Genomic DNA, 22,866 nt, shown 5'->3' on the forward strand with positions numbered 1-22,866 from the left:
CATGTTGCGGTCGGTGCCCGCCAAGGGCGTATACAAGTCCGACCGGGACAACATCCTCGAGGACTTCTACCTCCCGGCGCTGTCGGTCGCGACCTCATACGACCGCGCCGTGGGGTTCTTCTCGGGATCGACGCTGAGCTACGCCGCGCAGGCGCTCTCGGCCTTCGTCGCCAACGGCGGGACGATGCGCCTGATCGTCGGCGCGTTCGCCGACGCTCGCGACATCGAGGCTGTTCGCCGCGGCGAGGAGAGCCGCGCCCTGTGCGAACGGCTGGGCGAGGAGTTCCTTGCTAGCATCGACGAGGCGGGCGGCGAGCTGTTCGAGGAGCGTTTCCGGACGCTTGCGTGGCTCGTCGCGGAGCGGCGCCTCGACATCCGCGTCGCGCTCCGGCCGCGGGGGATGTACCACGACAAGATCGGCATCATCACCGACGCCACCGGCGACGCGTTCGTGTTCGCGGGCTCCGCCAACGAGAGCGCTCAGGCGCTGCTGCCGACGCACAACTACGAGTCGATCGACGTCTTCCCGACCTGGCGCCCCGAGCTTGAGGAATACTTCGCCGAGCACATCGACAGCTTCGCGCGGCTCTGGGAGAACCGGAGCCGCGGCACCGCGGTGATGGACGTCCCCACCGCGCTGAGCGAGCGGCTGCTCGAGGTGGCGGCGCGCACGGAGGCGCCCCCGGACCCCGCGCGAGAGGCCGCCATCGCCCGCCGGCTGGCCGCGCAGGAGGACGTTGAGGAGGAGCTGCGGCCGTCAGGCCCCCGACTGCCGACATCGATCGGTGGGTCGCCGTTCTCTATCCGACAGCACCAGCGCGACGCGCTCAACGCCTGGCGCGAGAAGGGCGGCTTCAACGGGATCCTCGACCTCGCCACGGGCGCGGGCAAGACCATCACCGCCTGCTACGCCATCGTGCAGATGGCGGGCGGGATCCCCGGCCTGACGGTGGTGATCGCCGTCCCGTACCAGAACCTCGCCGACCAGTGGTGCGACATCCTCGAGCTGTTCGGCATCGACCCCCTACGCTGCTACGTGTCGAAGGCGGACTGGGCCGAACGCCTCGACCGCACCATCCACGAGATCGAAATGGCTGCGCGCCCGTTCGCGGCGATCGTCGTGGTCAACCGGACGCTGAAGTCGCCCGAGTTCCAGGCCGCGATCGCGCGCGTGCCGGGCGACCGCCTGCTGTGGATCGGCGACGAGTGCCATCACCACGCATCCGAGAGCTTCAGAGGCTTCCTGCCCGAGCAGGCCCGCTACCGCATCGGCCTGTCGGCGACGCCCGAGCACTACCTCGACGCCGAGCGCAACGCTCGCCTCGCAGCCTATTACGGCGAGACCGTCTTCACCTACACGCTCGCGCAGGCGATCGATGACGGAGTCCTCACGCCCTACGACTACTTTCCGCACATCGTCGAGCTGACGGCCGACGAAGCCGACGAGTTCGTCGACCTCTCGAACGACATTGCCCGCGCGTTCGCCCGCGAGGCGTCGGCTGGCTCGAAGCCGAGCCTGGGACTGACCGCGCTGCTCATGAAGCGGGCGCGTGTCATCGCGTCGGCCGCCAACAAGATCCCAGCGCTCGCCGGGGCGCTCGATGGCGCGCGGCCACATCCGCACACGCTGTTCTACTGCGGCGACGGTACCGTTGAGGGCGACGCCGACGACGGCGACGGTCAGTTCTCCGGGCGGCAGATCGAGGTGGTCAGCCGACAGCTCGACTGCCTAGGCTGGCGGATATCGAGGTTCACGTCGCGCGAACCCCGGCGCGAGCGGGACGAGATACTCGCGAACTTCCGGATCGGGCTGATCGACGCGATGGTCGCGATCAAGTGCCTGGACGAGGGAATCGACGTGCCGGCGTGCGGCACGGCCTACATCCTCGCCAGCTCGCGCGACCCGCGCCAGTTCATACAGCGCCGCGGACGCATCCTGCGGCGGTCGCCAGGCAAGGACCACGCCACGATACACGACTTCGTGACCGTGCTTCCAGCCGGCCACGATGACGGCGAGGGCCACGCGCGCAAGCTCATCCAGTCGGAACTCCGGCGGGTCGCCGAGTTCAACGCCCTCGCGCGCAACGCCTCGCACGCCTATGATACGCTGCGGCCAGTGCTGACCGCCTACGACCTTGAGCACATCCTCTAGCACACGGCGACCTAAGCCCCGCCCGCGGCGGTGGCTCCGTCCGTATGGCGGATCGACGGGATGGGCGCACCGCGGCGGGCCCGCGCGCCGCGACCATCCCAGTCACTAATGCGCGATCGCGCGGAGACGCCCCAGGAACGGTCCAATCGTCGTGCACGGCAACGGTTTCTAAACTCTCGGCGTGTTCTCTGCTCCGACGGTGGCGTCGCATGATGGGAACGCAAGGGGGTGGATGATGAAGGAAGGGGAAAATTCCTTTTCGACATCCAGAAGCAAGGAGCTTGAGGAAATGGACAAGGCATTCGACACCGTGGCGGCCGGCGACTGGATGATCGCAGCGGTCCGCGCGGCCCTCGACGCATCGGGACGCAGCGACATAAACCTGGAGCGCGGCTGGCTCACGGTCACCGAGGGCGAAGACGACTACGTCGAGGCGGTGGTGCTGGTGCCGATCGGGCGCAACCTGTCGCTCCCGCTGAAGTCCCTGCACCGCAACGAGGCCCCGGCGGTGGTGTTCCAGCGGTTCGCCGAGGACCTGCTCAAGGCGCTGCCGAACGTGGAGAGGGCCCGCTGGAGCCTCCGCCGCTACGCCGCCGACACGCGCCGCGCGGCCGAGGCCGCGATCGCCGACGCGCGAGCCGAGGGTCTCGACGTCTCGCTCGAACGCATCGAGCTCCGGCCCACCTACGCGTGGCACATGACCGACCGCTCCTGGAAGGAGGCGGCGGACCATGTGCTCGCGCGCGTCCTGGTCAACGGCCTGAACCGCGACCTCAACCCGGACGTGATCGGGTTCGACGTCGGGCAACCGGGGGACGTGGCGGACGAGTTGGCCGGCGCGCTGAACCAACAGAAGGAAATTCAGGACAAGCGCGACGCGCTCGGGCGGCAGGGCGCCTCGGTCGCCGTAGACGTCGTCACGCTCAGCATCCTGTTCGAGTACGACCTCGGCTTCGAGACGATTAGCGAGGTCGTCCGCGTCGGGCACAAGACCGTCGAGGTGGCGATGCGCGATGGCTCGACCGGACACCTCCACATCGTGAGCAGCGAAGGCAAGGTCATCTGCAACTTCCACAGCCGTGCAGAGGGGGCATGGCGGTGGTGCATGGACCGTCTCGAGATCGCCGCCGATCCCGCGTGGGGCGTGGATGAGACGCTTGTCGGGCGCGACGTCGCCGAGCTCAGCGGCGACAAGCTGTTCGAGGGGCTGACGGTCGCTTCGACCCGCCGCGGCGTCGGCGGGGTGATCGCGCTAGAGATCGACGCGCCGACGCGGCTCTTCAACGCCGAGACCGGGCAGTTCCTGCGGCGGGCGGCATAGCGAAGCGCCCGGCGGCTAGGCGTGGACCGCGTCCCTGACCTCAGCGGCGCGTCGGACGAAACGCGCGGCGAGACCGTCCTCGGAGGCGTCGGCCGCCCACGCCCACAGGCCCGGCGCGTCGGCGGGCGCACGTCCGGTGGGATGCAGCGCGCCCACCCAGTCCCACCAGGCATACCACTCCACCAGCGGCTCGCCCGCGCCTACGCCGAACACCTCGACCATCCGCGCGACCAGCGCCGCGTGCGTCCGCTCGATCCTCGGCGTCTTGCGGCGCGCGCACAGCGACACCGAGACGTCGCGGAGGTAGGTGCCCTCCGCCTCCAGCACCATGTCGAAGTCCGCAAGGCCGATATCGAGACGGAGCATTCCGTGGCGGCTTCCCGTGAAGAGCGAGGCCTCGTCCTCGAGGGGCCTCAAGCCGCTGAGACCGCTCGCCCCGGCCAGCGACGAGACGCGTGCCCGGAAGTCGCGGCCGACGCGCTCAGCGAACTTATCGCGGGCCTCGATAATGGCAACCGCAGCCGCGACCTCCCCGGGAGTCACGGTCATCGCGTCCACTATATCCATCATCGCCTCCTCCCACATGCCGCCGTGGCGGATGTCCAGATCCTCCCGCATCGCCGCAAGCAACTCGCGGACTCGCCCCGCCGGCAGCGACGCCGCGCAGGCTCCCACCCAGTCCCTTACCTCGACGCCGAGCCGCACCGCGGTCGCGCCGCTCGCGCGCGTCACACCCTTCAGCGCGGCGTCGCTCCAGCCGCGCCCGACTAGGGCGACGACCCGTCCGGCACGACCATCGGCCGGTAGCGAACTCACGTACCGCTCGAGCTGCTCCTCGCCGAAGTCTGCGAACGGCTTGTTCTCGACGAGCAGGACGAACGAGGAATGGGTGACCTCAACGTCGATCCGGCCGATGATGGCGCCACCGACCCGGCGCGTCGCCTCGAGCTCGACGCGCGACCGCTCGAGCCGCACCGCATCCTCCATTCCGGCAAGCTGGAGGAAGGGTCGCAGGAAGCCTGGACCCTGTCCATGGTCCGCGCGCGGGTCGAGCATCCACGCGATCAGGCGGGACAAGTCCATCTCGTTGCGCACGAGCAGGCTCACCGGGTTGAACGGGGGCGCGACGGCTGCCTCGCCGGCGCGCGCCAGGAGCCGACGCACCTCGAAGTCCAGACCGGCGTTCAATCCTTTATGGCGGGCTTAGCCCGGGCGTTCGAGCGAGGCTTCGCCTCGAGCAGCTCCGGCTCCGCGGCGACGCCCTCGAACAGCGCGGACGGCGGGACGCCGAGGGCCAGCGCTAGGCGGCCGATCGTCTGGAGCGAGAGGTTCTGCCTCCCCGCCTCGGTCCTGACGATGTAGAAGGGATTGAGGCTCGCGCGCTCCGCGAGCTCCTCCTGGGACAGCCCCGCCGCCCTGCGCAACGTCCTTATGCGCTCCGCCACGCCGGCATAGAGTGTCAGCTCTCCCACGATTCGTATCGTGGGGGAGGCTGCCTGGCGAGTCCAGCTTCGCCTGTCCCTCCCGCCCGATCAGGCGAGGACGCCGCCGCCCATCAGTGCCGGCCACCGCCGCGGGCGTTCCGCGCGTGCCTGTCACCCCTCGCCAACCGCTGCGCACCGTGCTCGCCGGCCGCCTCGTCGCCCTCCGGAGTCCCGGGTGCTGGCGGCAGCTGGATCCAGTCGACGCCGAGCGCGGCCATCACCTGGAGGAAGAAGACGGCGCTGAACCGTCCGCGGCTGAGCTTCTTCCGGAAATTGGCCAGGGTCTCGATGACGCCGTGGTGGGCAAGCTCGGCGAGAAGGCTCTCCTGGCTCATCCCGCGCCGCATCAGCTCGGCCCGTATCAGGTTCTTTGCCTGCCGCTCCCACGCATCGTCGCCCAACCAAGCACTCCCCGACCGACGCGGCGTCACGCCGCACGGATGACTCGACAAACTTGAAATATACCCTTATATGGGTATTTCAGAGGATCAATATGACCTAGCGAACTATCTATAGCCGATCTTAGGGACAATCGCCAGCATTTCGTCGAACCGGCGGATTGCCATCGGCACGAACGACATCAACGAGCGCCGCGCGCACCATCCCGACCGCCATCGGGGTGAACGACGGCGCGCGCCCAGAGGATGAGCAGCGCATGCCGACGACGACTTCAGAACCGACCACCGGATCCAGCGCTATGAAGGCACCGAGGTCCGTCGGCGTCGACGATCGGATCCAACCGGATCTCTTCCCGAACAGCTCCGAACAGGAACCGCCCGGCATGATCGAAGATGGCTCGGAGGAAGGGATCGCGACCCTGGTCACCGGCGAACAGGGCGCGCTCCCGGACAGCGGAACGACCGGGTGCACGGGCGACCGCACCGGTCAGGTCCGCAAGGGGCAGGCGAAGGCGATGGCGCTTGCGCGGATCGCAACGCTGCGCGGACGGCTCGACGGGGGGGAGCTGAAGCTCCGACGCGGCATCCGTGGCGAGTTCGACCGGCAGCACGCCTGCAGGCTCGCCGGCATCTCGAGGACGACCCTAGCGAAGCACCTCGAGGTCAAGAACGCTCTGGAAGGCGCGGCCGAGGGCCGGACGCTCGACGATCCGCCTCCACGCGCCCCGTGCACCCGCAAGAGCGCCTCGCGGATGATGCAACGGCTCGCCAACCTCGATCGCCGCCTGCGCCTGGACATGCGGGCGCATGCCGGTCCCGATGGCCAGATCGCGCGGAAGACGCTCGCCCGCATGGCCGGGCTTCCCGATGGGTGGCAGGACGTTCGATCCGTGACGGCCGCGCTCGACCGGATGGCGGCGGAGCACGCGCCGCCCCCTGCCGCAGAGGTCGGCGAGGAGGCCGCGCTCGCGGCGCTCGACGCCTACGACATCCGCCTGCTCGTCGACCGCGGACGTGTGCCGTCGCTGTTCGGCCAGCCTTCCGCGGCGCTCGCCGAACCTGGGACCGGCGTGTCCGCGCACGAGATCTCCAGGTCGGACGCGCTCCAGGCGCGGTTCGTCGCCATCGCCCGCCGGCACGGCCTGCGCCAGCCGGCGTCGACGTGGAAGCGGGACACGGTCGTGACCGCCGCGATGCGCGAGCTTAGGGACGCGTTCGACACGCACGCGCTGCGCGGAACGGCCTTCCCGACGCTCCCGTCCGGCATGCTCGACCACCAGGCGCTGCTGGAGCAACTCGGGCTGAGCGGCGAGCTAGTGGTGCAGAACGCCGTCCGGACGCGCGCCTCCAGCCTCCACCGCGAGCTCCACGTCGCCAACGGCGGGACGAAGCTCGACGCGAACGAGTGCCTGCTGAACGACGTGACCGCCGTGGTCGACCGCTACGAGCTGCACGTGCTCGCCGGCGTGCAGGGCGTGCCCCGGGGCGCGTCCGGCGAGGTCGACCTGCCGTGCGTCGAGCACCTCTACCAGCTCACCGCAGGGACCATGAAGCGCTTCCCCGACCTCGCCCGACGGGTCCTGGCGATCGGGCCGCGCGGCGACGCCGTCCGCGTCGCGGACGCGCGCGCGCGCTTGCTCGAGACCATCGTCTCCGCTCTGGCGGGGCACGCTTCAAGCCTGGCGGCCGCCCGCCGGGGCGTCAGGGTCGACCACGGGAACCACGCGAGCCACGCCGCGCTCGAACGCGCGCTGTGCCTGCGCGCGGGCAGCATCGCCGCCTTCGAGGAGGCTCGGCGCGCGGTGGAGGACATGACGGCCGAACTCGGAAAGCAGCCCACGCGGCGCGAGCGGCACAACGACGAGCTCGATCCGCTGGTCGACGCCTACGTCCGGCACATCAACGAGCGCGGGTTCGGCTGGCCACGCCTGAGCGAGACGTCAGGCCACATGAGCGCGGCCGGCGTCGCCGCGGAGATCACGCAGTTGACGGGCAGACACGTCTCACCCGGCCGGATCGACAAGTACTGGATGGACCGGATCAGGGACCGCTGCCGCCCGATACCGCAGCTCGGCCCGGTCCATGTCCCCGCCACCGCCAAGGGCAGCCGAGACGGCAACGAGCGGTCGCTTGCCGTGCTCGGACGCTACCTCGCCTCCTGCAAGGAGGGTCTGCCGGGCGACCCGCTGCAGGAGGGGCACGTCGACCTGTCGGTCGTCGCCGAACGCACGCTCATCGACGTGCTGACCCTGACCAAGACGCCCGCCTACCTGGCCTGCATCGATGAGTGGCGGATCAGGCTCGGCATCAAGCCGTACGCGTCCGGCGCCATTGGCGTGTCGATCGAGGACCTGATCGCCGAGGGCCGGGAGCGACGGGCCAAGGACACCCGGAGCGCCCAACCCGGCCAGGCGGTCGCGAGGAGCGTGAGGGCGCTGCTCGACGCGATGGCGGCGGCCGGCCTGTCGCTCGCTGACGACGCGGGCGCGATCCCCGAACTGGCCGTCGGCGCACCCGTCGCCACGGTCGTCGGCTCCGAGCTCGGTCGCTGGCGCGAATACCTCGGCGAGATGCGGCGCGAACGCATGCTTGCGGATGGCTTGGCGCGGTCGCTCAAGATCATGCTGCGCGCAAGCGGGATGACGTGGAACGAACTCCAACACAGGATCGAGGAGCGCTCAAACCGGAAGCTCGGCACCGAGACCGTGAAGTCGTGGACGCTCGGCCTCCGGGAGCCGACATTCGCCCAGCAATTCGCGATCGACATCGCCGAGGAGGTCTTCGAGCTGACGCCGGGTTCGCTCACCCGCAAGATGTGCGCCGACTCGCGCGTTAGGGGGGTCTACGAGCTGGCGCCGGACGGCATCCCGATCCCGCGGGGCTACGACGCCCACCTGCCGATAGGATACGAGCGGCTGACCCGCGAGCAGCAGCGTTCGCTGCTGAACAACGTCGCCGACCGGGTCATCTCGCAGGACACTGTCTACGCGCGCCGGCAGCGCGTGCTGGTGCTCGACGAATACCGGCTCCGGCGAGAGGACTGGCCGAAGCACCTTAAGGAGGAATGGCGCGCCTACCGGCTCACGCGCCTGCCGAAGGACGTGATGGAGATAGGCGCCGACCTGGGCGACACGGACCAGGACGACAAAACGAAGCCTCTCGGCAGTGGAGGCGAGGACCGGCTGCTGAACGTGCTAGAGAGCTTCTTCGGCTTCCTGACACGGCCGCCGAAGATCAAGACGCCGCCGCCGAGCGTCAGCGAACTGACTCCGGAATGGCGCCGGGAGCATGCCGAGGCCGCAGCGCGCTCGGTCGGCTACACTCCCGAACCGGGCCTAGGAATCCTACCGAAGCATCTCAGCCTCGGATTGATCGCGGTCCGCGACCTGTATCGCGGCTGGGTGAAGTTCCGCGCCAACCGCTCCGGCGACGAGAGTTCCGAGACCCTGTTGGCGGTCAACCTGTTCCACAACTTCGTCAAGGAGGGCGGCTACGTCCGCAACCAAGGCGACATGCCGGCGCGGGTCAGGGCGATGCTGGCCTGGTGGGACAAGGAGCAGGACGGCGACGTCCGACGGACTTACAAATTGCGTGGCGTGGCCAGCGGGGCAAAGGGCTGGACCGCGCTCTGCGACCACGCCGGCGAGCTGTATGCGCTGCACTACGGCAAGCTGCTGGACCGGCGCGCCGCGCGCAACAACCAGCCGCGCCTCACCAAGCGGCGCGACCCGTTCGCGTCGGTTCGCAAGCTCCTCAAGTCCAAGCACCCGCTGCGATACTACCGCAAGGCCATCCAGAGGATGGTCAACGCGAAACCGACGCAGATCAGGCTCCGCCACACGTGGCTTCGCAACTGCGTCCTCGCCCTGATCCTGTTCCAGACGCTCCTGCGCGTGAAGAACCTCGCGAGGCTGACCTACCGGGCCGACGGCACTGGGCAGTTGCGCCGCGAGAACGGCAAGTGGGTCGTCCAGATCCACAAGGACAACTTCAAGAACAAGCACGGGAAGTACTTCATCGGCGGCGACTACTTCAGGATGACGCTACGCAACGAGGACGGGCTGTACGACCTCCTCGACCAGTATCTCGGTACCACGCGGGAGCACTTCCTGGGCGAGGCCGATGGCGCGTCCGGCGAAGACGCGGCGCTCGAGGCCGTGCCGGAGGAGGCGGTCTACTTCGACGACCTCGACGACTTCGACGATGGCGCCGCCGACGAGGACCGCTTCTTCCTTACGGAGGGCGGCACGCCCTTCACCGCGAGCCTCCTCGCGCACTGCTACTACAAAATGACGAAGCGCCACTTCGTCCACAACCGGCACCGCCGTCGCGGCATCCGCGGCTTCATGCCGCACGGACCGCACAGCGTGCGGCACGTCGGCGCCACGGCGGTGCTGAAGAAGGGAGGCAGCTACGCAGACGCCGGCCGCGTTATCCAGGATTCCGAGGAGACCGCACGGCGCGACTACGTCGAGTTCGGTCCCCAGGACAACGGCCAGCGTGCCGGACAGCTCCTGGCCGACTGCAGCTGACGCCGCATCACCGGACAATGGCTTCTGCAAACCGGCACTCCGTGCCGGTGGCCCGCCCCCGGGGCTGGCTCATGCCCTTGAAATCGAACACCGCATCCCGCGCGCTGCACGTTGGCGGACCCGCGTTTTCGCACGGATCTCGCGTCCGCAAAGTCCGAAATCCGGCGTTTTGTGCGTCAGAGACGGTAAGCTACTGTTATTTTGGCATTCGTGGTCAAAATATGCCGGTCTGCGCGCATAGCGGCGACGCGGTGCCTTGATAGAGCGAGACGGCCAGAATAATGCTGATCTGTAAAAAATACAGAAACTTACCAACACTAACCCCGCAAGCGACCTCTCGAAAATCTTGCGGAGGGCTTGCGGACGGCGTCACGCCTGGGCGCCGGCGCTGGGCCGCACCTAGGCGCCCGCCAATCGGATCGCACAGAGACCATCTGCATTGATGCAACGGGCGCCGTCGCCGGGCCACGGCTCATGGTCGTCTACGACCGTCGGTCAGTCCGGAAACGACGTTGGGCAGATCGCGCAAGCATCGGCTAGAGCGGTCTTGCGCTCACACGCGGCGGTCGCGTGCGCGCCCCATCGCCGCCAGCGCGGCGTCCGAACCCAGCGTCTGCGCAATGGAGAGGAGCGGCGTCCAGATCTCGCCATCGCGATCGACCGTGGCGGCCATCATCGTCGCATAGACGCCCTCGATGTCGGCGGCGCGCGACATCGCCAGCGCGTGAAGTTCATCACGAACGGCGAGCGCATCGACGTCGGCGTCCTCGGCCGCTGGGACGCCGATCGCGGACGTGATGCGCACGCATCTTGAGCCCAGGACGGGATCGACCCCGCGCGTGCAGGTGATCATGCGGGGACCGAAGAAATCGAACGTCTCGACCCTTCCTCCGGGAAGCGTGATCGGCTTGCGGGCGGTGGACGCGCGGTAGCCCACCTTGAGGCATTGGGCGAGCTCGCCGAACCCCGTGCCGCCCGCGCTAAGCCCCTCCGCGTCGTCGAGCACGACCAGGCCGCCGCACTCACGCGTCAGGCGGACCAGCGCCGCCGCCGAACCTTGGCCCATCGTGACAGCGTTGAAGGCGAGCGACGCGATAGCCGCCGCCAGCTCCGACTTGCCCGTGCCCCGCTCGCCCTCGATCAGCAGGATCGGCAGCGCTCCGAAGATGCGGAACATGTGGCTCATGACGACGAACGTTGCCGAGACCCAGACGTCGTCGGGGTCTGGCAGGGACACCCGCGACGCGATCAGGCGATGTACGTCCTCCATCACATCGCATGCCGGTCGCGCGCACGGGTCGCGGCCCTCTGTCCGCGCGGCGACGAACGACTGGATGCCCTCGAGGGACCAGGTCGGGTTCCGGCTCGGCTCCGGCAGCGAAGCGATGCGCGTGCCGTCGCTCAACGCATGGACGCGATAGGCGCTGGGTGTCCCTGCCGGCGCGGGGAGCGTCCTGGCATCCAGAACCGCCCCGTCGCTCCGGACGACCAGCGTCTGGTATGAATGCAGCAGGCGGGCGGCGCGATCACCCGCCACGCCAGCCTGACGACGCTCGACCCGGAAGGGGTAGAAGAGATGGCCTGCGGCGAAGCCCCCGTGAAGGGCCAGTGGATCGGCCGCGAAGTCGCCGGGTCGGTCCGACGTCGGGTACCGCGACGCGGCCAAGGCCGCACCGACCGGCCGCGACGTGTCGAGCATGGCGTCCACCCACCGGTCCAGCCGCGTCTCAGCATCGTCGTCCTGAGATTCCGCGATGGGCCGATCTACCGACTGCAGGACGGGGCGCCGGGCAATCGCGGCGATGCGGGTGCGCACCGCGGCCGCCACGTCCTCGGCGATGACGACCCGCGTCCACCGCCCCCAAAAGGCCGGGTCGTCCCAGTCCGCCGGCGTCACGTCGGGCTGGGACGAGGCCACCGCCGCAAGACCCAGTCCGCGCCGCTCGGCCGATGAGCGCACGCGAAAGACGTCGAGCGGCGACGCGAGCACTAGCAGGTCGCCCCGCTCGCCGTGGAGCACGGTGCGTGCGTGCCCAGGGCCCCAGGCCACCGGATGGTCAGGCGATGCCGTCAGACCGGGCAGGTTGAGGTACCCGTAGCGCCGGCGGCCGTCCGCCGCTCCTAAGGGATACGCGAGAACACCGTCCGACACGGTGCCGTCCGCGCGCATGTAGGGCTCCTTGATCCCCAGCTCGAGCGCCGCAACGAGCGAGGGGCTGATGCCGAGGTCGCCAAGCATCTCCAGCGCGGCGGCGTTGCGCGACAGGTTCGACATGAGGCGCCGTAAATTGGACCCGGCGTTCGACCTGGCCGCTTTCATGGCCCCACCTTCACAGCGAGGTCATTCGCGCATCGGTTTTCGCAATCAGACGCGGAGAGTAAAGATCCTGTAAAGTCATTGATATACAGCAAATATTCCCAGTCCACGGTCCGGTTTTGCGAAAACACACGTCTGAGCGCGCTCCGGGAGGGCACGCGACCGGACGCGAAGCAGCGGCGCGGCGCCGCGATGGCGGAGGAGGCGCTCATGCGTGGAACCTGCCGCCATCGTAGATCAGGTGCTGCCGCGCGCCATCGTGGTGCACGGCGACGTGCCCGATGGCCCAGGCCGTCACCGGTCCGCGCGCGTAGGCGAGATCCGGCTGGCACACGCCTGCGCTGCAGATGCCGCCGCGCGTGGTGGGGCGGTGGCTGTGGCCCAGCACCGCCCTAATCCCCAGGCCCTCGAAGAACTGCATGCTGCCCCGCTTGCCGTCCGCGGCCGCGTGGCCGTGGATGCCGCACTCGACGCCGGCGACCTCGAGTCCCTCGCCGGTGGCGAGGAAGCGCACGTCTGCGAGGCCGTCCGGCGACAGGGCGCGGAGCGTCCGCTCGAACACGCCATCGGTGCCGTGCCCCAGCGCCATGTGGCGATAGAGCGCGAGCGAGCACTCGAGGAAGAACTCGGCGTTGGCCGGATCAAGGCGGAAGTCGGCCTCGCGCAGCCAACGGGCCAGCGCCGCGTCGTGGTTGGACGGCACGACGACGCTTGCGCAACCATCGCGGCGCGTGAGGGCCAGGAAATCCGCCGTGGCGCGCAGTTCGTCCCTCACGTCGTCACGACCCTGAGTCATGAGCGCGAATCTCCGGTGCGGGTCGCGGGCGTCGTGATGGCTCCGGGCCGAGAAGTCGCAGACGTCGTGGAAGATCATGGTGGCTGGCCTGAGGCGGTCGACAAGCGATCGCCCGACGACCCGACCATCGGACCGGATCCCCCACGTCGCCATCGCCACGCCGGGGTCGAGATGGGCGTGGTGGACGTCGCCGAACACTATCGCGGCCACGCGATGGTCGGCCGCCACCACGCCCGCCGCCACATACACGTCGAGATCGTGGAAGGCGCCATCGCCCTCGGCGGTGGCGAGTACGTGCCTGCAGTGGGCGACGCCATCGCGCACCTCGACGACGACGGCTCCGAGACCATCGGCCTGATCGGCGCGCGACCGCGTCGCGGGGATGGTCGCCGCGCCCGTCGTCATCCGGATGCGGAGACCCTCCGACCGGAGCCGCGGCAGCGTCTCGAGCTGGATCGCGGCGTGCGGAACGATCGTCCACGCGGCGGAACGCGGCAGGGCCAGCGAGTCGAGCGGCCTCATGGATCGCGACGGAACCCTCACGTCCGCGGCGACGTCGACCAGGCCGCCGATGTCCACCCGTTCCGTCTCCGCCAGGGCGCGCAGCCGCGCATCGGCACCGCCGACGAGCCCGACGGCGCCCCTGCGGATGACGAGCAGCTCAGCGCCGCGCCAGTCGGCGAAGGCCTTGAGGTTGCCCCAGAACCCATTGTGGACCTCGGCGCCGGCGACGACCGTCGTCACGACGAAGCGGCGGCAGCTCGCCGTCGCTGGCAGCACGCGCCCGCGCGGAGCGGCGGACGGACCGCGTGGCGCGCCCCCGGCTGCGGCGCGCGCGTGTTTGGCCGGCCTCCCGCCGATCCCGGTCCTGAGGGTGCCGAACCTGGTCGCGACATCGCCCAGCATCATCTCGCGCAACGTCGGCGGGACGACGCCCTGGTCGCGCAGCCGGTTGCGCTCGTACTGCACCAGCGCCTCGCGGACGCGGATGGCCGAAACGCCGACCTCGCGCGCCACCACCGACATCGAGCCATGCCGCACGAACAGCTCATGGATCCGCGCCTGCTGCGCGGTGACGCAGCTCCCCCGCCTCAAGTCCGGGTCCACGCCACATCCGCGCCGGCCTGCGCGACCTCCTCACGCAGGGCGTCGCGCAGCTGCCGCAGGCCCGTGTCGACGCCGAGGATCACGGCGAGCGGGGCCCGGCGTCCAATCAGGCCGGGGTTCGGTCGGCGGAGCCACAGCGCGCATTCTGCGATTTCGCCGAGGAGCGCACGGAGGAGCCCGGCGACCTCGACGACGCGCCGCATGCGCGTCTCGACGTCGATCGAGGCGCCGCCGGTCCGCCGAAGGCGTGCGAAGGAATGGATTGGCAGCGCCAGCAGCGCCGCCGTCTCACAGGGCTTGAGTTCCCAGTCCAGGACGACCGCCTCGAAGCGTTCGAGCATTCCACGAAACTCGACGAGGTCGGCCGGCGCCGGGGCGATCCCGCGCGCGCTCACCGCGCCACCCCCCGAGCGAAGACCCGGCAAGGGATGGCGACGTCGATCGCGCGGACGCCGTCCACCATGGTCTCGCGAAACCGGCCGCCCATCGCCAAGACGAGGCGACGCGCCCCGTCGAGATGCAGCGACGGGCCGTCCCCCGACGCTCCGGCTGCGGCGATGACCACGACGTCCTCCTCGATGGACAGGCCGAGCGCGACCCCCGTGCAGCCGACGGGACCGGGGTCCACCGCGAAGCTGCCGATGATCTCGCTGGCGACGACCACCAGCCATCTCGCCGAGCGGCCCGAGACGGCGATGCGCTGGACGTGGGTGGTGACCTCCTCGAGATGCGGATGGACGTCGACGAGACCCCGAGCCAGCGACTCCAGCCTGTGGTCGATCTTGACCACACCCGGACCGCATCCCGCCAGCAGGTCCTGGACTGCGGCGTGCTGCATGAGGATCTCGGAAAGTCGTCCCAGCTCCGCCCCGGGCCGGGGCGCACGCGACGCGGCGAGCACGAGGTCCGCCGCGTCGGCCATTACCCTGGTCGAGCGCTCACCGAGGATCTCCGCCGCAACGGAGTCGATCCGCCACCCCCGACCGCGCGACCATCCGGTCTCGCCTCTTCCCTGCCTTGCCGTCATCGTTCCTTCCCTTCGGCGACACACATAAGGCAATAGAAACTTACTTACAAGTAAGTTTTTGTCACAGTTGATGACGATGAGTCGCCTCTGGCCAATGCGTGGTGCCGCCGCGCCCGCGGGGCGACCCGCAAAGGTATGACCGAAACGGGGAAATTCGGGCCCGAGGGGTGACTCCCGGCCGCGTATCGGCCAGACAGGGAGGTGCCGCGAAAGGCGGGGTGGCAGGCCGATCCGCCCGCCGGGTGGCCTGGAGGGGCGTCAGCGACGGATGAAGATCGAACAACGCAAGTGGCCCGTCAGCAGGCTGATCCAGCAAAAGGACGCCATCAACCTCAATCCGCGGTTCCAGCGCGGGGCGGCCTGGCAGCCGCCCAGGCAGGTGCTCCTGATAGATTCGGTCCTGCGCGGCATGGACATCCCGAAGATCTACCTCCGTCGGAACGCGGCCGGCTCCCCATATGACCATGACGCCGTTGACGGGCAGCAGCGGCTGCGCGCGATGTTCGAATTCAGGGCGGGCGACCTCGCGCTCGCCTTTACGGACCCGCTGCCGCCGATCGACGGGCACAACGTGCACGGCCTGACCTATGGTCAGCTCCACAAGGACCTCAGGGAACGCTTCGACGCCTTCGAAGTGGTCGTGTCGGAGATCATAGCCTCCACGCAGGACGAGATATCGAGCCTCTTCTCGCGGCTTCAAATGGGCGTCTCGCTAAATCCCGCGGAGCTCCGCAACGCGATGGGCGGCCCTCTCCAGCACACCATAAACGTGATCTCCGAGACGCACGAGTTCTTCGTCGATTCACGCATCTCCGGGTCGCGATACAAGAAGGCGGACTACGCGACGCTGCTGTTCGGGCTCGCAGCTAACGGCGACCGCGGCGACCTCAAGGCGCCGAACCTCAAGGCGCTGATCGCGTCCTATGGCCCTGACCGGGCACACGACATCCTCGAGATGGCGGCGGAGGTCGGCGACGCCCTCAACGTCCTCGCCGAGGTCAACGCCGCGATCGGCCGCAAGCTCACGCAGAAGTGGATCGTTGTCGACCTCGGCTGGCTCCTCATGGAGAGGCAGCGAGCCGGGCAGTCGACCGACGCGACCAAGCTCGCGGCAGCGTTTAATGCCTTCAGCGCGCGCCGGCTGGAATTCACCAGCAAGCCCGAGGTCCTCATCCGCGGCAGCCGGCGCGACGCGGCCCTCGACCGCCACCTCTACAACTACATCAACGCCTTCAGGCTGCAGCCCGCGCTCGCGCAGAACATCCGGGTGCGCGCCACGGCGCTGCGGGCGTTCCTCGTAGACATCTCCGGGAGGGCCTGATGGCATTCGACAGATCAGACATCCCCGAGCCGCTCGTCTCGGCCTACCGCGAAGGGCGCTGCGCGATGCTCGTCGGCGCGGGAGCCTCGGTCGGGGCCGGCCTGCCGACCTGGAAGGGCCTGCTCAAGCTGATGATCGCCGAAGGCGAGCGACTGCGGCTGGTGAAGGGCGAGCGGCTCGCCGAATACCAAGCGCTCATCGACGACAGCGGCAAGTTCCTGATGGTGGCGGGCGGCCTGAAGGAGGACTTGGGAAGCAACTTCGACGCGTTCATCGAGAAGACGTTCGTGAATCCCGCGATCGAGCCGACCGGCCTGCACGAGGCGATCGTTCGCGCCGGCCTGCTCAAGTTCGTCATCACGACGAACTACGACATCCTGCTCGAGCTCGCCTACCGGAAGGCAGGGACCTACTGGGTCAACGCCTGCACCTTCAATGACGCCGGCGAGATCCAGCGAAGGCTCTACAAGCGCGAGTTCTTCATCCTGAAGGCGCACGGCGACGCGTCGAAGGCGGGCAACGGCATCATCCTGACGGAGATCGACTACCGCGAGCTGCTCTACCGGCAGCGTGCATACCAGAGCCTGCTCGCGGCGATGTTCTCGATGTTCACAATCGTGTTTGTCGGCGCGTCGCTCGTCGACCCGGAGATCAAGCTGCTGCTCGGCTACCTCGCCGACGAGTTCGCGCCGACCACGGGGCCCAACCACTTTGCGCTCATGGCGCAGGAGGACATGACGAGCATCGAGGAAACCCGGTGGTTCAAGGACAGCAAGGTGCAGATCATCCCCATCAGCAAGGGCGACGACTATGCCGAGCTGACCGAATTCGTGACGGCGCTGCACGACCTCGGCACCGCCTAACGGCGGGGCGCGTCAGCCGATGCGTCGTACCCTGACCGCCTTCGACATGCCCTCGACGTGCATGTAGTGTCCATCGATTATCACGCGCGGCCGGTACTTGTACCGGTAGCGGTAATAATACTGCTGCTGACGCCAGACGGTGCCGTTCGCTAGCTTGACCACGGTGTCGCCTGTCCAACCGGTCCAGGCACCGTCCACTCGGGACTGCATGGCGCCCCTCCTAGTCCAGGCGCCGCACGCGGACCGCGCGGCTCATCCCGTCGATGTGCATCAGGTTGCCGGAGATCGTGACCTGCGGCCGGTATGAGTAGCGGTATTCATACACATACTCTTCCTGCCGCCACACCGAGCCATCGGTCAGCTTCACGATCGTGTCGCCGTCCCAGCCAGTCCATTCGTCCTCGACCTGCTTGCGCATTCATCCCTCCGGGCTCAGTTTCGGATCACGCGGACGCCGGAGCGGACGGTGCCGCTCAGCCCGTCCATGTCGATGGTCACGTGCCAGGGGCCCGACCGCGGCACCTCAAGCCGCACGGGCGACCGCTTCGCGAGGCCGCCGACGTAGCGGTGCCCGCGTCCCGCGCTGAAACCGTCGAGATTGGAACGGTCCATCAGGCGGACGTTGGCCGCGCTGCCGCTCAGCGTCACCTCCACGACGCTGCCGCCGGCGACGGTCCCGAGGTCGTAGTGCTTGAAATCCATCGCCCGCCTCCTCAGGCCGCGAGGCGCAGCGCCGGCGCGGACGCGGACGACGTCTCGAAGAACAGCACCTCGTCCTGCGTCAGGCGGAGCGGCTGGTCCGGCCGGACCGCCAGGCGCTCGCCCGCTCGCACCAGCCAGAGTTGCCGGTCGGCGGGCCGTTTCGCCCGGGAAAGCAGGGCCGCGGGGTCGACGATGTCGGCGTCGAACGCGAGCAGTTGCCCGTCGACGTCGACGATGTTGCGGATTCCGATATCCCAGCAGGCCATTTGCGAATCTCCGTCAGTTGCGATGACGGTACATTCGCACGCGTGCGTGTCAGAAGCTGTCACCCCCGTACTCCCGCAGCGTGCAAAGCGTATTGACCAGCGCCATCTCCTCCACGGTGCGGCACGGGGTCTCGAGCAGCAGGGGGCTGGCGAACACCATCGCCGCCGCCTGCGCGCGCGACACCGCCACGTTGATGCGGTTGAGCGAGAACAGAAACGCGATGTCGCGCGGCAGCTCCTCGCCGCTCGACGTCGTCATCGACACGAGGCAGATTGGCGCCTCCTGCCCCTGGAAGCGGTCGACCGTGCCGACGCGCACCGCCGGGGGCAGCGCGTCCCGCAGCGCGTTCACCTGCGCGTTGTAGGGCGCGACGACCAGCACGTCGGCGAGGCCGATCCGACGTTCGCGCCCATCGCGGTCGCGGTAGCTGGCGCCGACCAGCTCCGCCACACGCGCTGCCACCGCCGCGATCTCCTCGGGGCAGACCTGCGACCGGCCGACGTGCGCGACGGAACGCATACCGACGCCTATCAGGTCGACGCCGGCGGGCGACACCAGGGTCTGGCCGCCCGCCGCGTCGTCACTGCTTAGCCGGTCCTCGTAGACCGCTGTCGAGATGAAGCCGCAGACACGCGGGTGCATGCGGCGGCTGACCGGCATGAAGATCCCTCGGTCGGCCGGCACGACGCGGTGGCCATCGATGAGGTATTCGAGGCATGACCGGCCGCTGTCGCCCGGATGGCTGCCCTGGAGGGGCTGCGGCAGTTGCATCGGATCGCCGACGAGCACGATGTTGCGGGCGGATCGCGCTATGGCGAGGATGTTGGCGATAGACACCTGCCCGGCCTCATCGACGACGAGATAGTCGTAGGCCGCGTCGGCGTAGCGTGCGAAGTGCCACGCGGTCGCCCCGACGACGTCCGCCGACGCGATCTCGGGCGCGTCGTTGTCGGCCACGAAGACAATGCCGGGATGCGGCTCGTCGTCGCCATCGTCGGACGCCTTCTGCACCACGCGGCACCGGACACCCTCGGCACGCGCCCGGTCTGCCACCGCCCCGAGCAGGTTCCCGATCGCCTTGTGGCTGTTCGACGAGACCGCGACGCGCTTGCCGGCGCGGACGAGGTCCACGATCGACAGCGCGCTGACGTAGGTCTTGCCGGTGCCGGGCGGACCCTGGATTGCGAGCGTCGTGCCCGCCATCGCCGCGACCGCGAGGCTGGTCTCGGCCGGCAGGTCGCCCTCGCCCGGAACGACGCCGGCGGGGCGCGGACCGTCGACGAACACCGGCGGCGACCGCGTCAGCAGGTGCTCGACGGCGGGCAGGCGGCCCGAGCCTGCGATGATCTCGTTGGTCACGGCCGTAACCGCGTCCTTGAGCACGCTGTTGCGCAATGGCTGCGGCGGGAGGAGGTCGAGCCGGTCGGGCAGTTCGCCCTTCGCAGCCGACCGCCTCAACACCAGGGTGCCGGCGTCATGGTCGACCGACCGCAGGTTCACGTCCTCCGGCATCGCGGCTGGCTTGACGCACGGCGCCTTGCCGGCGCGCAGCTTGGTCTCCTGCGGTGGGAAGCGGTAGGTCCGCTCGAACGACTTCGCGGTCACCTTCACCGGCGCGCCCAACGCCTCCAGGCCCTGGATGCACTCGAGGTCGTCGAGCAGCTCCTCGCTCTCCTGCGCCAGGCGGTCGAAGATCGCCCACCACGCCGGCTTGTCCTCGCGCTTGTGGAACTGGCTGAGATCGAGAAGCAGGTCGGCGACCCGCCCGCCCAGACGATCGCCGACCGGCTGCAGGCGAGCGCGGAGCGCCGCCACCTCGCCGTCCTCGGCGTCGATGTTGGACATCGTACCGCTCTCCGGCACCGTGCCGAGCACGGGCCACGGCATCGCCGAGGGGCGGACGTCGCGCACGAGCCAGTCGCGCAGCAGCTGGGTCGAGACGCAGTCGGTGCGGTTGTAGGCATGGATCTCGTCTAGCAGGCGCTGCTCGCCGGTCGCACGCCACTCCTCGTAGAACACGACGCTGGTGGCGGCGGTCGCCACGTCCGCCGCGCGCTTTTCCATGTAGAAGGCTTCAAGGTCCTTGATCGAGTAGCCGCGCTCGGACGCGACCAGCCCGCCCGACACGACCTTGAACAGGTCGACAAACCGGCGCTCGCGCTGAAGCTGGTCCATCGCCGCCTCGCCGGTCCGATGCTGCGCCGTCAGGCGCCGTAGCGCCGCGATCTCGTAATTGGAGTAGTGGTAGACGTGGGCGCTGGGATAGCGGCGCATGCGGTCGACGAGGAACGCCAGCAGATCGGCGGCGGCGCGGCCCTCGCCGTCGCGCGTGTGCGCCCAGAAGGCACGGAACTCCCATACGCCGTTCTCGCGGAACCAGACGCCGTGCAGGTATTCGAGGCCGCCCGGGAAGTAGGGGTCGCCCTCGATGTCGTAGAAGACGTCACCATCGTCGGGCGCCGGCAGCAGCCCGAAGCCCTTGCCGGCCTCGGGATCGCGAAGCTCGAACGATGGCGCGCCGCCGGCCCGGCGCGCCGACTGCAGCCGCGCCTGAGCGACCAGCCTGCGCTGGGTCTCGGCCGCCATATTCGGCACGCGGTCGGCCCGCGCCGCGAGGCCTGCCACCGTGTCGACGCCAGCCGCCTCCAGCTTATGGCGCTGCGACCGGCTGATGCCGGCGACGAGCGCGAGGCTGTCCTCGGCCTCCCATCGCTCCCCGCACCGGTCGCCCCAGCGGCAGAGCGCGCACGCCGACACCGGTTCGGGACGCGTCCGGGGCCGCTCGACCAGGAAGGCCTCAAGTGTGCGGCGCGCGTGGCGCGCGTAGGACGACACGTCCGACAGGCGCACGGTGAAGCGGCTGCCGTCGCCGAGCTCCAGGTGCGCCGCCTCGGGCGCCGCGCCCTGAACCTTAGCGAGCAGGTCGCTGTAGAGGCAGAGCTGGAGGACGTGCTTCGGGTCGGGCTTGCGCTTCAGCTTGGTGTCGACGACCTCGTACGACCAGGCGCCGAGGCCGGAGGGCCGCTCGACCCGCTCGAGGAAGTCGCTGTATCCGCCCCACGCGCCATCGAGCAGCGCGCCCTGGAAGATGACGTTGGGGCCGTCCCGCATCGCCTCCAACGTGAGACGCACGGACTCTTCGAGTGGCAGACCGTCCTTCGGGATCTCGATGACGCGCCTGCCATCGGCCTTCAGCCTGCCGAGGAAGGCCAGCTCGTGCTCGTCGCCCTGACGCTGCAGCAGCTCGGCCTCGGCGCCGTCCTCACCCGGCTTCAGGTCGCCGACCTCGATCAGTCGCAGGTCGAGCGCGGTCGCGTGGCGGCACCCCTTGAACCGCATGAGGTCGCTGGCGGACAGCCTCAGGACATCGTCAATCTTGCGCAAACGCATTCCCCTTTCGTCCGACATAACACATAAGGGTGACAAAAGCTGTCGGGGTGATGCCATGTCGTTCGCCAAAGGTCAGGAACTGCTCAAGCTCGCGATGATGGCGACGGGCCGGACCGGAGTGTCGCTCGAAGACATTGTCGAGGAGTGGGGCTGCTCGCACCGCACCGCGCAGCGGATGACGGACGCGCTGCAGGCGGCGTTCCCGCAGACGGAGGCCGATGACGGCGAGGACCGCAAGCGCCGCTGGCGAATCCACGCGAAGGCGATCGCGCCGCTGCTGACGCCATCGGCGGAGGAACTCGCCGCGCTGGCGACGGCGATCGCCGAGCTCGAGGCTCAGCAGATGACCGCCGAGGCCGCGACGCTGCGCCAACTCCAGTCGAAGGTACGCGCGCTGCTGCCGCCGGGCGTCGGCACGCGGCTCGCGGTCGACGAGGAGGCGCTGCTCGAGGCGCTCGGGCACGCGGCCCGGCCCGGGCCCAAGCCCGCGATCGACAAGGGGGTCAACGCCGCCATCTCGGAGGCGCTCAAGGGGCCGTTCCTGCTCCGGATCACCTACCGCCGCAGGACACAGGACAAGCCCACGGAACGGGTGGTCGCGCCGTATGGCCTCCTGCTGGGTGTGCGCCGCTACCTCGTCGCGCGCGACACGTCCAAGAAGGCTGCCCGGCTCCAGCACTACCGCGTCGAGGAGATCCACTCGGCCGAGGTGTTGGAGGAGAGCTTCGAGATCGAGCCCGGCTTCAGCATCGTCGCGCACGCGGAGAAGGGCTTCGGCTCGTTCGAGAGCGCGGCCGAGCACGGCGACGTGGTCTGGCGGTTCACGCCCGACGCAGCGCCGCACGCGCGCCGGTTCGTATTCCACCCGACCCAGATCGTCGAGGACGAGCCGGACGGCTCGCTGCTCGTACGCTTCCGAGCGTCTGGCCACCTCGAGATGTGCTGGCACCTCTACTCTTGGGGTAGGGCGGTCGAGGTGCTCCAGCCCGCCGCGCTTCGGGAGATGGTGCACGGCCACCGGCGGCCCTTTGGCGTGCTGCCATGACGCCGGTCCCGAACGGCGGCCGAAGACCTTACCGACGCATCCCGGCGACGTTCAAGTCCGATCACCGCGTCGCGGTGCAGGTCTACTGACTGCCGGTCGTCGCCCGAGGACACGCGCATGTAGCCGACGAGCATACGGGAAACC

At 69.2% G+C, this 22,866-nt stretch carries 18 protein-coding genes; 6 read left to right on the forward strand and 12 right to left on the reverse strand.

Features of this window, described 5'->3' with window-relative positions:
• The first annotated feature begins 1 nt into the window (after position 1).
• Complete coding sequence (locus B7Y49_RS02070) at positions 2 to 2,152, forward strand: DEAD/DEAH box helicase family protein (RefSeq protein ID WP_374125905.1); 2,151 nt, start codon at positions 2 to 4, stop codon at positions 2,150 to 2,152.
• Positions 2,153 to 2,441: 289 nt separating this feature from the next.
• Positions 2,442 to 3,473, forward strand: a complete 1,032-nt coding sequence (locus B7Y49_RS02075) for a hypothetical protein (RefSeq protein ID WP_374125906.1) — start codon at positions 2,442 to 2,444, stop codon at positions 3,471 to 3,473.
• Positions 3,474 to 3,488: 15 nt separating this feature from the next.
• Here the strand turns inward: B7Y49_RS02075 and B7Y49_RS02080 are convergent, their stop codons facing one another.
• The 3 genes from B7Y49_RS02080 to B7Y49_RS02090 all read right to left on the reverse strand — a co-directional run bounded on the left by B7Y49_RS02080 (position 3,489) and on the right by B7Y49_RS02090 (position 5,358).
• Positions 3,489 to 4,661: a PD-(D/E)XK nuclease family protein gene (locus B7Y49_RS02080; protein ID WP_374125907.1), complete on the reverse strand. Its 1,173-nt coding sequence runs from the start codon at positions 4,659 to 4,661 to the stop codon at positions 3,489 to 3,491.
• On the reverse strand, positions 4,658 to 4,945 hold the full coding sequence (locus tag B7Y49_RS02085) for a helix-turn-helix domain-containing protein (RefSeq protein ID WP_374125908.1): 288 nt from the start codon (positions 4,943 to 4,945) through the stop codon (positions 4,658 to 4,660). Before B7Y49_RS02085 ends, B7Y49_RS02080 begins: the two co-directional genes overlap by 4 nt.
• An 83-nt stretch (positions 4,946 to 5,028) precedes the next feature.
• Positions 5,029 to 5,358: a DUF6471 domain-containing protein gene (locus B7Y49_RS02090; protein ID WP_374125909.1), complete on the reverse strand. Its 330-nt coding sequence runs from the start codon at positions 5,356 to 5,358 to the stop codon at positions 5,029 to 5,031.
• A gap of 254 nt (positions 5,359 to 5,612) precedes the next feature.
• Between B7Y49_RS02090 and B7Y49_RS02095 the strand changes: the two genes are divergently transcribed.
• A complete protein-coding gene (locus B7Y49_RS02095; protein ID WP_374125910.1) occupies positions 5,613 to 9,887 on the forward strand; it encodes a hypothetical protein in 4,275 nt (1,424 codons plus the stop codon).
• A 553-nt stretch (positions 9,888 to 10,440) separates the two neighbouring features.
• Here the strand turns inward: B7Y49_RS02095 and B7Y49_RS02100 are convergent.
• From B7Y49_RS02100 to B7Y49_RS02115, 4 genes are all read right to left on the reverse strand, one after another.
• Positions 10,441 to 12,162 (reverse strand): hypothetical protein, encoded by a 1,722-nt coding sequence (locus tag B7Y49_RS02100; protein WP_374125911.1) that lies wholly within the window; start codon positions 12,160 to 12,162, stop codon positions 10,441 to 10,443.
• A 250-nt stretch (positions 12,163 to 12,412) separates the two neighbouring features.
• Complete coding sequence (locus B7Y49_RS02105) at positions 12,413 to 14,107, reverse strand: hypothetical protein (RefSeq protein WP_374125912.1); 1,695 nt, start codon at positions 14,105 to 14,107, stop codon at positions 12,413 to 12,415.
• Complete coding sequence (locus tag B7Y49_RS02110; protein WP_374125913.1) at positions 14,092 to 14,502, reverse strand: antitoxin Xre/MbcA/ParS toxin-binding domain-containing protein; 411 nt, start codon at positions 14,500 to 14,502, stop codon at positions 14,092 to 14,094. The genes B7Y49_RS02105 and B7Y49_RS02110 overlap by 16 nt, the downstream gene beginning before the upstream one ends.
• Entirely contained in the window at positions 14,499 to 15,029 is a 531-nt protein-coding gene (locus tag B7Y49_RS02115; protein WP_374125914.1) for a hypothetical protein, read from the reverse strand. Before B7Y49_RS02115 ends, B7Y49_RS02110 begins: the two co-directional genes overlap by 4 nt.
• Positions 15,030 to 15,402: 373 nt before the next feature.
• Here B7Y49_RS02115 and B7Y49_RS02120 point away from each other — a divergent pair, with 373 nt between their 5' ends.
• Together B7Y49_RS02120 and B7Y49_RS02125 are read left to right on the forward strand one after the other, a co-directional pair.
• The gene (locus B7Y49_RS02120; protein ID WP_374125915.1) at positions 15,403 to 16,455 is read left to right on the forward strand and encodes a DUF262 domain-containing protein; all 1,053 of its coding nucleotides are present in this window, start codon (positions 15,403 to 15,405) and stop codon (positions 16,453 to 16,455) included.
• Positions 16,455 to 17,318, forward strand: a complete 864-nt coding sequence (locus B7Y49_RS02125; RefSeq protein WP_374125916.1) for an SIR2 family protein — start codon at positions 16,455 to 16,457, stop codon at positions 17,316 to 17,318. The genes B7Y49_RS02120 and B7Y49_RS02125 overlap by 1 nt, the downstream gene beginning before the upstream one ends.
• Positions 17,319 to 17,330: 12 nt before the next feature.
• Here B7Y49_RS02125 and B7Y49_RS02130 read toward each other — a convergent pair whose 3' ends face one another.
• Genes B7Y49_RS02130 through B7Y49_RS02150 form a run of 5 tightly spaced genes read right to left on the reverse strand, consistent with a single transcriptional unit; the run spans position 17,331 to position 21,671 of the window.
• Positions 17,331 to 17,528 (reverse strand): hypothetical protein, encoded by a 198-nt coding sequence (locus B7Y49_RS02130; protein ID WP_374125917.1) that lies wholly within the window; start codon positions 17,526 to 17,528, stop codon positions 17,331 to 17,333.
• 10 nt (positions 17,529 to 17,538) lie between these two features.
• Entirely contained in the window at positions 17,539 to 17,736 is a 198-nt protein-coding gene (locus tag B7Y49_RS02135) for a hypothetical protein (RefSeq protein WP_374125918.1), read from the reverse strand.
• A gap of 14 nt (positions 17,737 to 17,750) precedes the next feature.
• On the reverse strand, positions 17,751 to 18,020 hold the full coding sequence (locus B7Y49_RS02140; RefSeq protein ID WP_374125919.1) for a DUF1883 domain-containing protein: 270 nt from the start codon (positions 18,018 to 18,020) through the stop codon (positions 17,751 to 17,753).
• An 11-nt stretch (positions 18,021 to 18,031) separates the two neighbouring features.
• The gene (locus B7Y49_RS02145) at positions 18,032 to 18,286 is read right to left on the reverse strand and encodes a hypothetical protein (protein ID WP_374125920.1); all 255 of its coding nucleotides are present in this window, start codon (positions 18,284 to 18,286) and stop codon (positions 18,032 to 18,034) included.
• A 49-nt stretch (positions 18,287 to 18,335) separates the two neighbouring features.
• On the reverse strand, positions 18,336 to 21,671 hold the full coding sequence (locus B7Y49_RS02150; protein WP_374125921.1) for a TM0106 family RecB-like putative nuclease: 3,336 nt from the start codon (positions 21,669 to 21,671) through the stop codon (positions 18,336 to 18,338).
• A 61-nt stretch (positions 21,672 to 21,732) separates the two neighbouring features.
• Here B7Y49_RS02150 and B7Y49_RS02155 point away from each other — a divergent pair, with 61 nt between their 5' ends.
• The gene (locus B7Y49_RS02155) at positions 21,733 to 22,722 is read left to right on the forward strand and encodes a YafY family protein (protein WP_374125922.1); all 990 of its coding nucleotides are present in this window, start codon (positions 21,733 to 21,735) and stop codon (positions 22,720 to 22,722) included.
• Positions 22,723 to 22,866: the final 144 nt, after the last annotated feature.

Source organism: Sphingomonas sp. 28-62-11, from assembly GCF_002278865.1.
Lineage (GTDB): Bacteria > Pseudomonadota > Alphaproteobacteria > Sphingomonadales > Sphingomonadaceae > Sphingomonas.

What these genes read in the sequence shown, in the direction of transcription:
- B7Y49_RS02120 (WP_374125915.1), top strand. Translation starts at nt 15,403, where the DNA reads ATGAAGATCGAACAACGCAAGTGGCCCGTCAGCAGGCTGATCCAGCAA.
- B7Y49_RS02125 (WP_374125916.1), top strand. Translation starts at nt 16,455, where the DNA reads ATGGCATTCGACAGATCAGACATCCCCGAGCCGCTCGTCTCGGCCTAC.
- B7Y49_RS02140 (WP_374125919.1), bottom strand. Translation starts at nt 18,020, where the DNA reads ATGGATTTCAAGCACTACGACCTCGGGACCGTCGCCGGCGGCAGCGTC.
- B7Y49_RS02135 (WP_374125918.1), bottom strand. Translation starts at nt 17,736, where the DNA reads ATGCGCAAGCAGGTCGAGGACGAATGGACTGGCTGGGACGGCGACACG.
- B7Y49_RS02075 (WP_374125906.1), top strand. Translation starts at nt 2,442, where the DNA reads ATGGACAAGGCATTCGACACCGTGGCGGCCGGCGACTGGATGATCGCA.
- B7Y49_RS02070 (WP_374125905.1), top strand. Translation starts at nt 2, where the DNA reads ATGTTGCGGTCGGTGCCCGCCAAGGGCGTATACAAGTCCGACCGGGAC.
- B7Y49_RS02145 (WP_374125920.1), bottom strand. Translation starts at nt 18,286, where the DNA reads ATGGCCTGCTGGGATATCGGAATCCGCAACATCGTCGACGTCGACGGG.
- B7Y49_RS02155 (WP_374125922.1), top strand. Translation starts at nt 21,733, where the DNA reads ATGTCGTTCGCCAAAGGTCAGGAACTGCTCAAGCTCGCGATGATGGCG.
- B7Y49_RS02130 (WP_374125917.1), bottom strand. Translation starts at nt 17,528, where the DNA reads ATGCAGTCCCGAGTGGACGGTGCCTGGACCGGTTGGACAGGCGACACC.
- B7Y49_RS02115 (WP_374125914.1), bottom strand. Translation starts at nt 15,029, where the DNA reads ATGGCCGACGCGGCGGACCTCGTGCTCGCCGCGTCGCGTGCGCCCCGG.
- B7Y49_RS02095 (WP_374125910.1), top strand. Translation starts at nt 5,613, where the DNA reads ATGCCGACGACGACTTCAGAACCGACCACCGGATCCAGCGCTATGAAG.
- B7Y49_RS02100 (WP_374125911.1), bottom strand. Translation starts at nt 12,162, where the DNA reads ATGTCGAACCTGTCGCGCAACGCCGCCGCGCTGGAGATGCTTGGCGAC.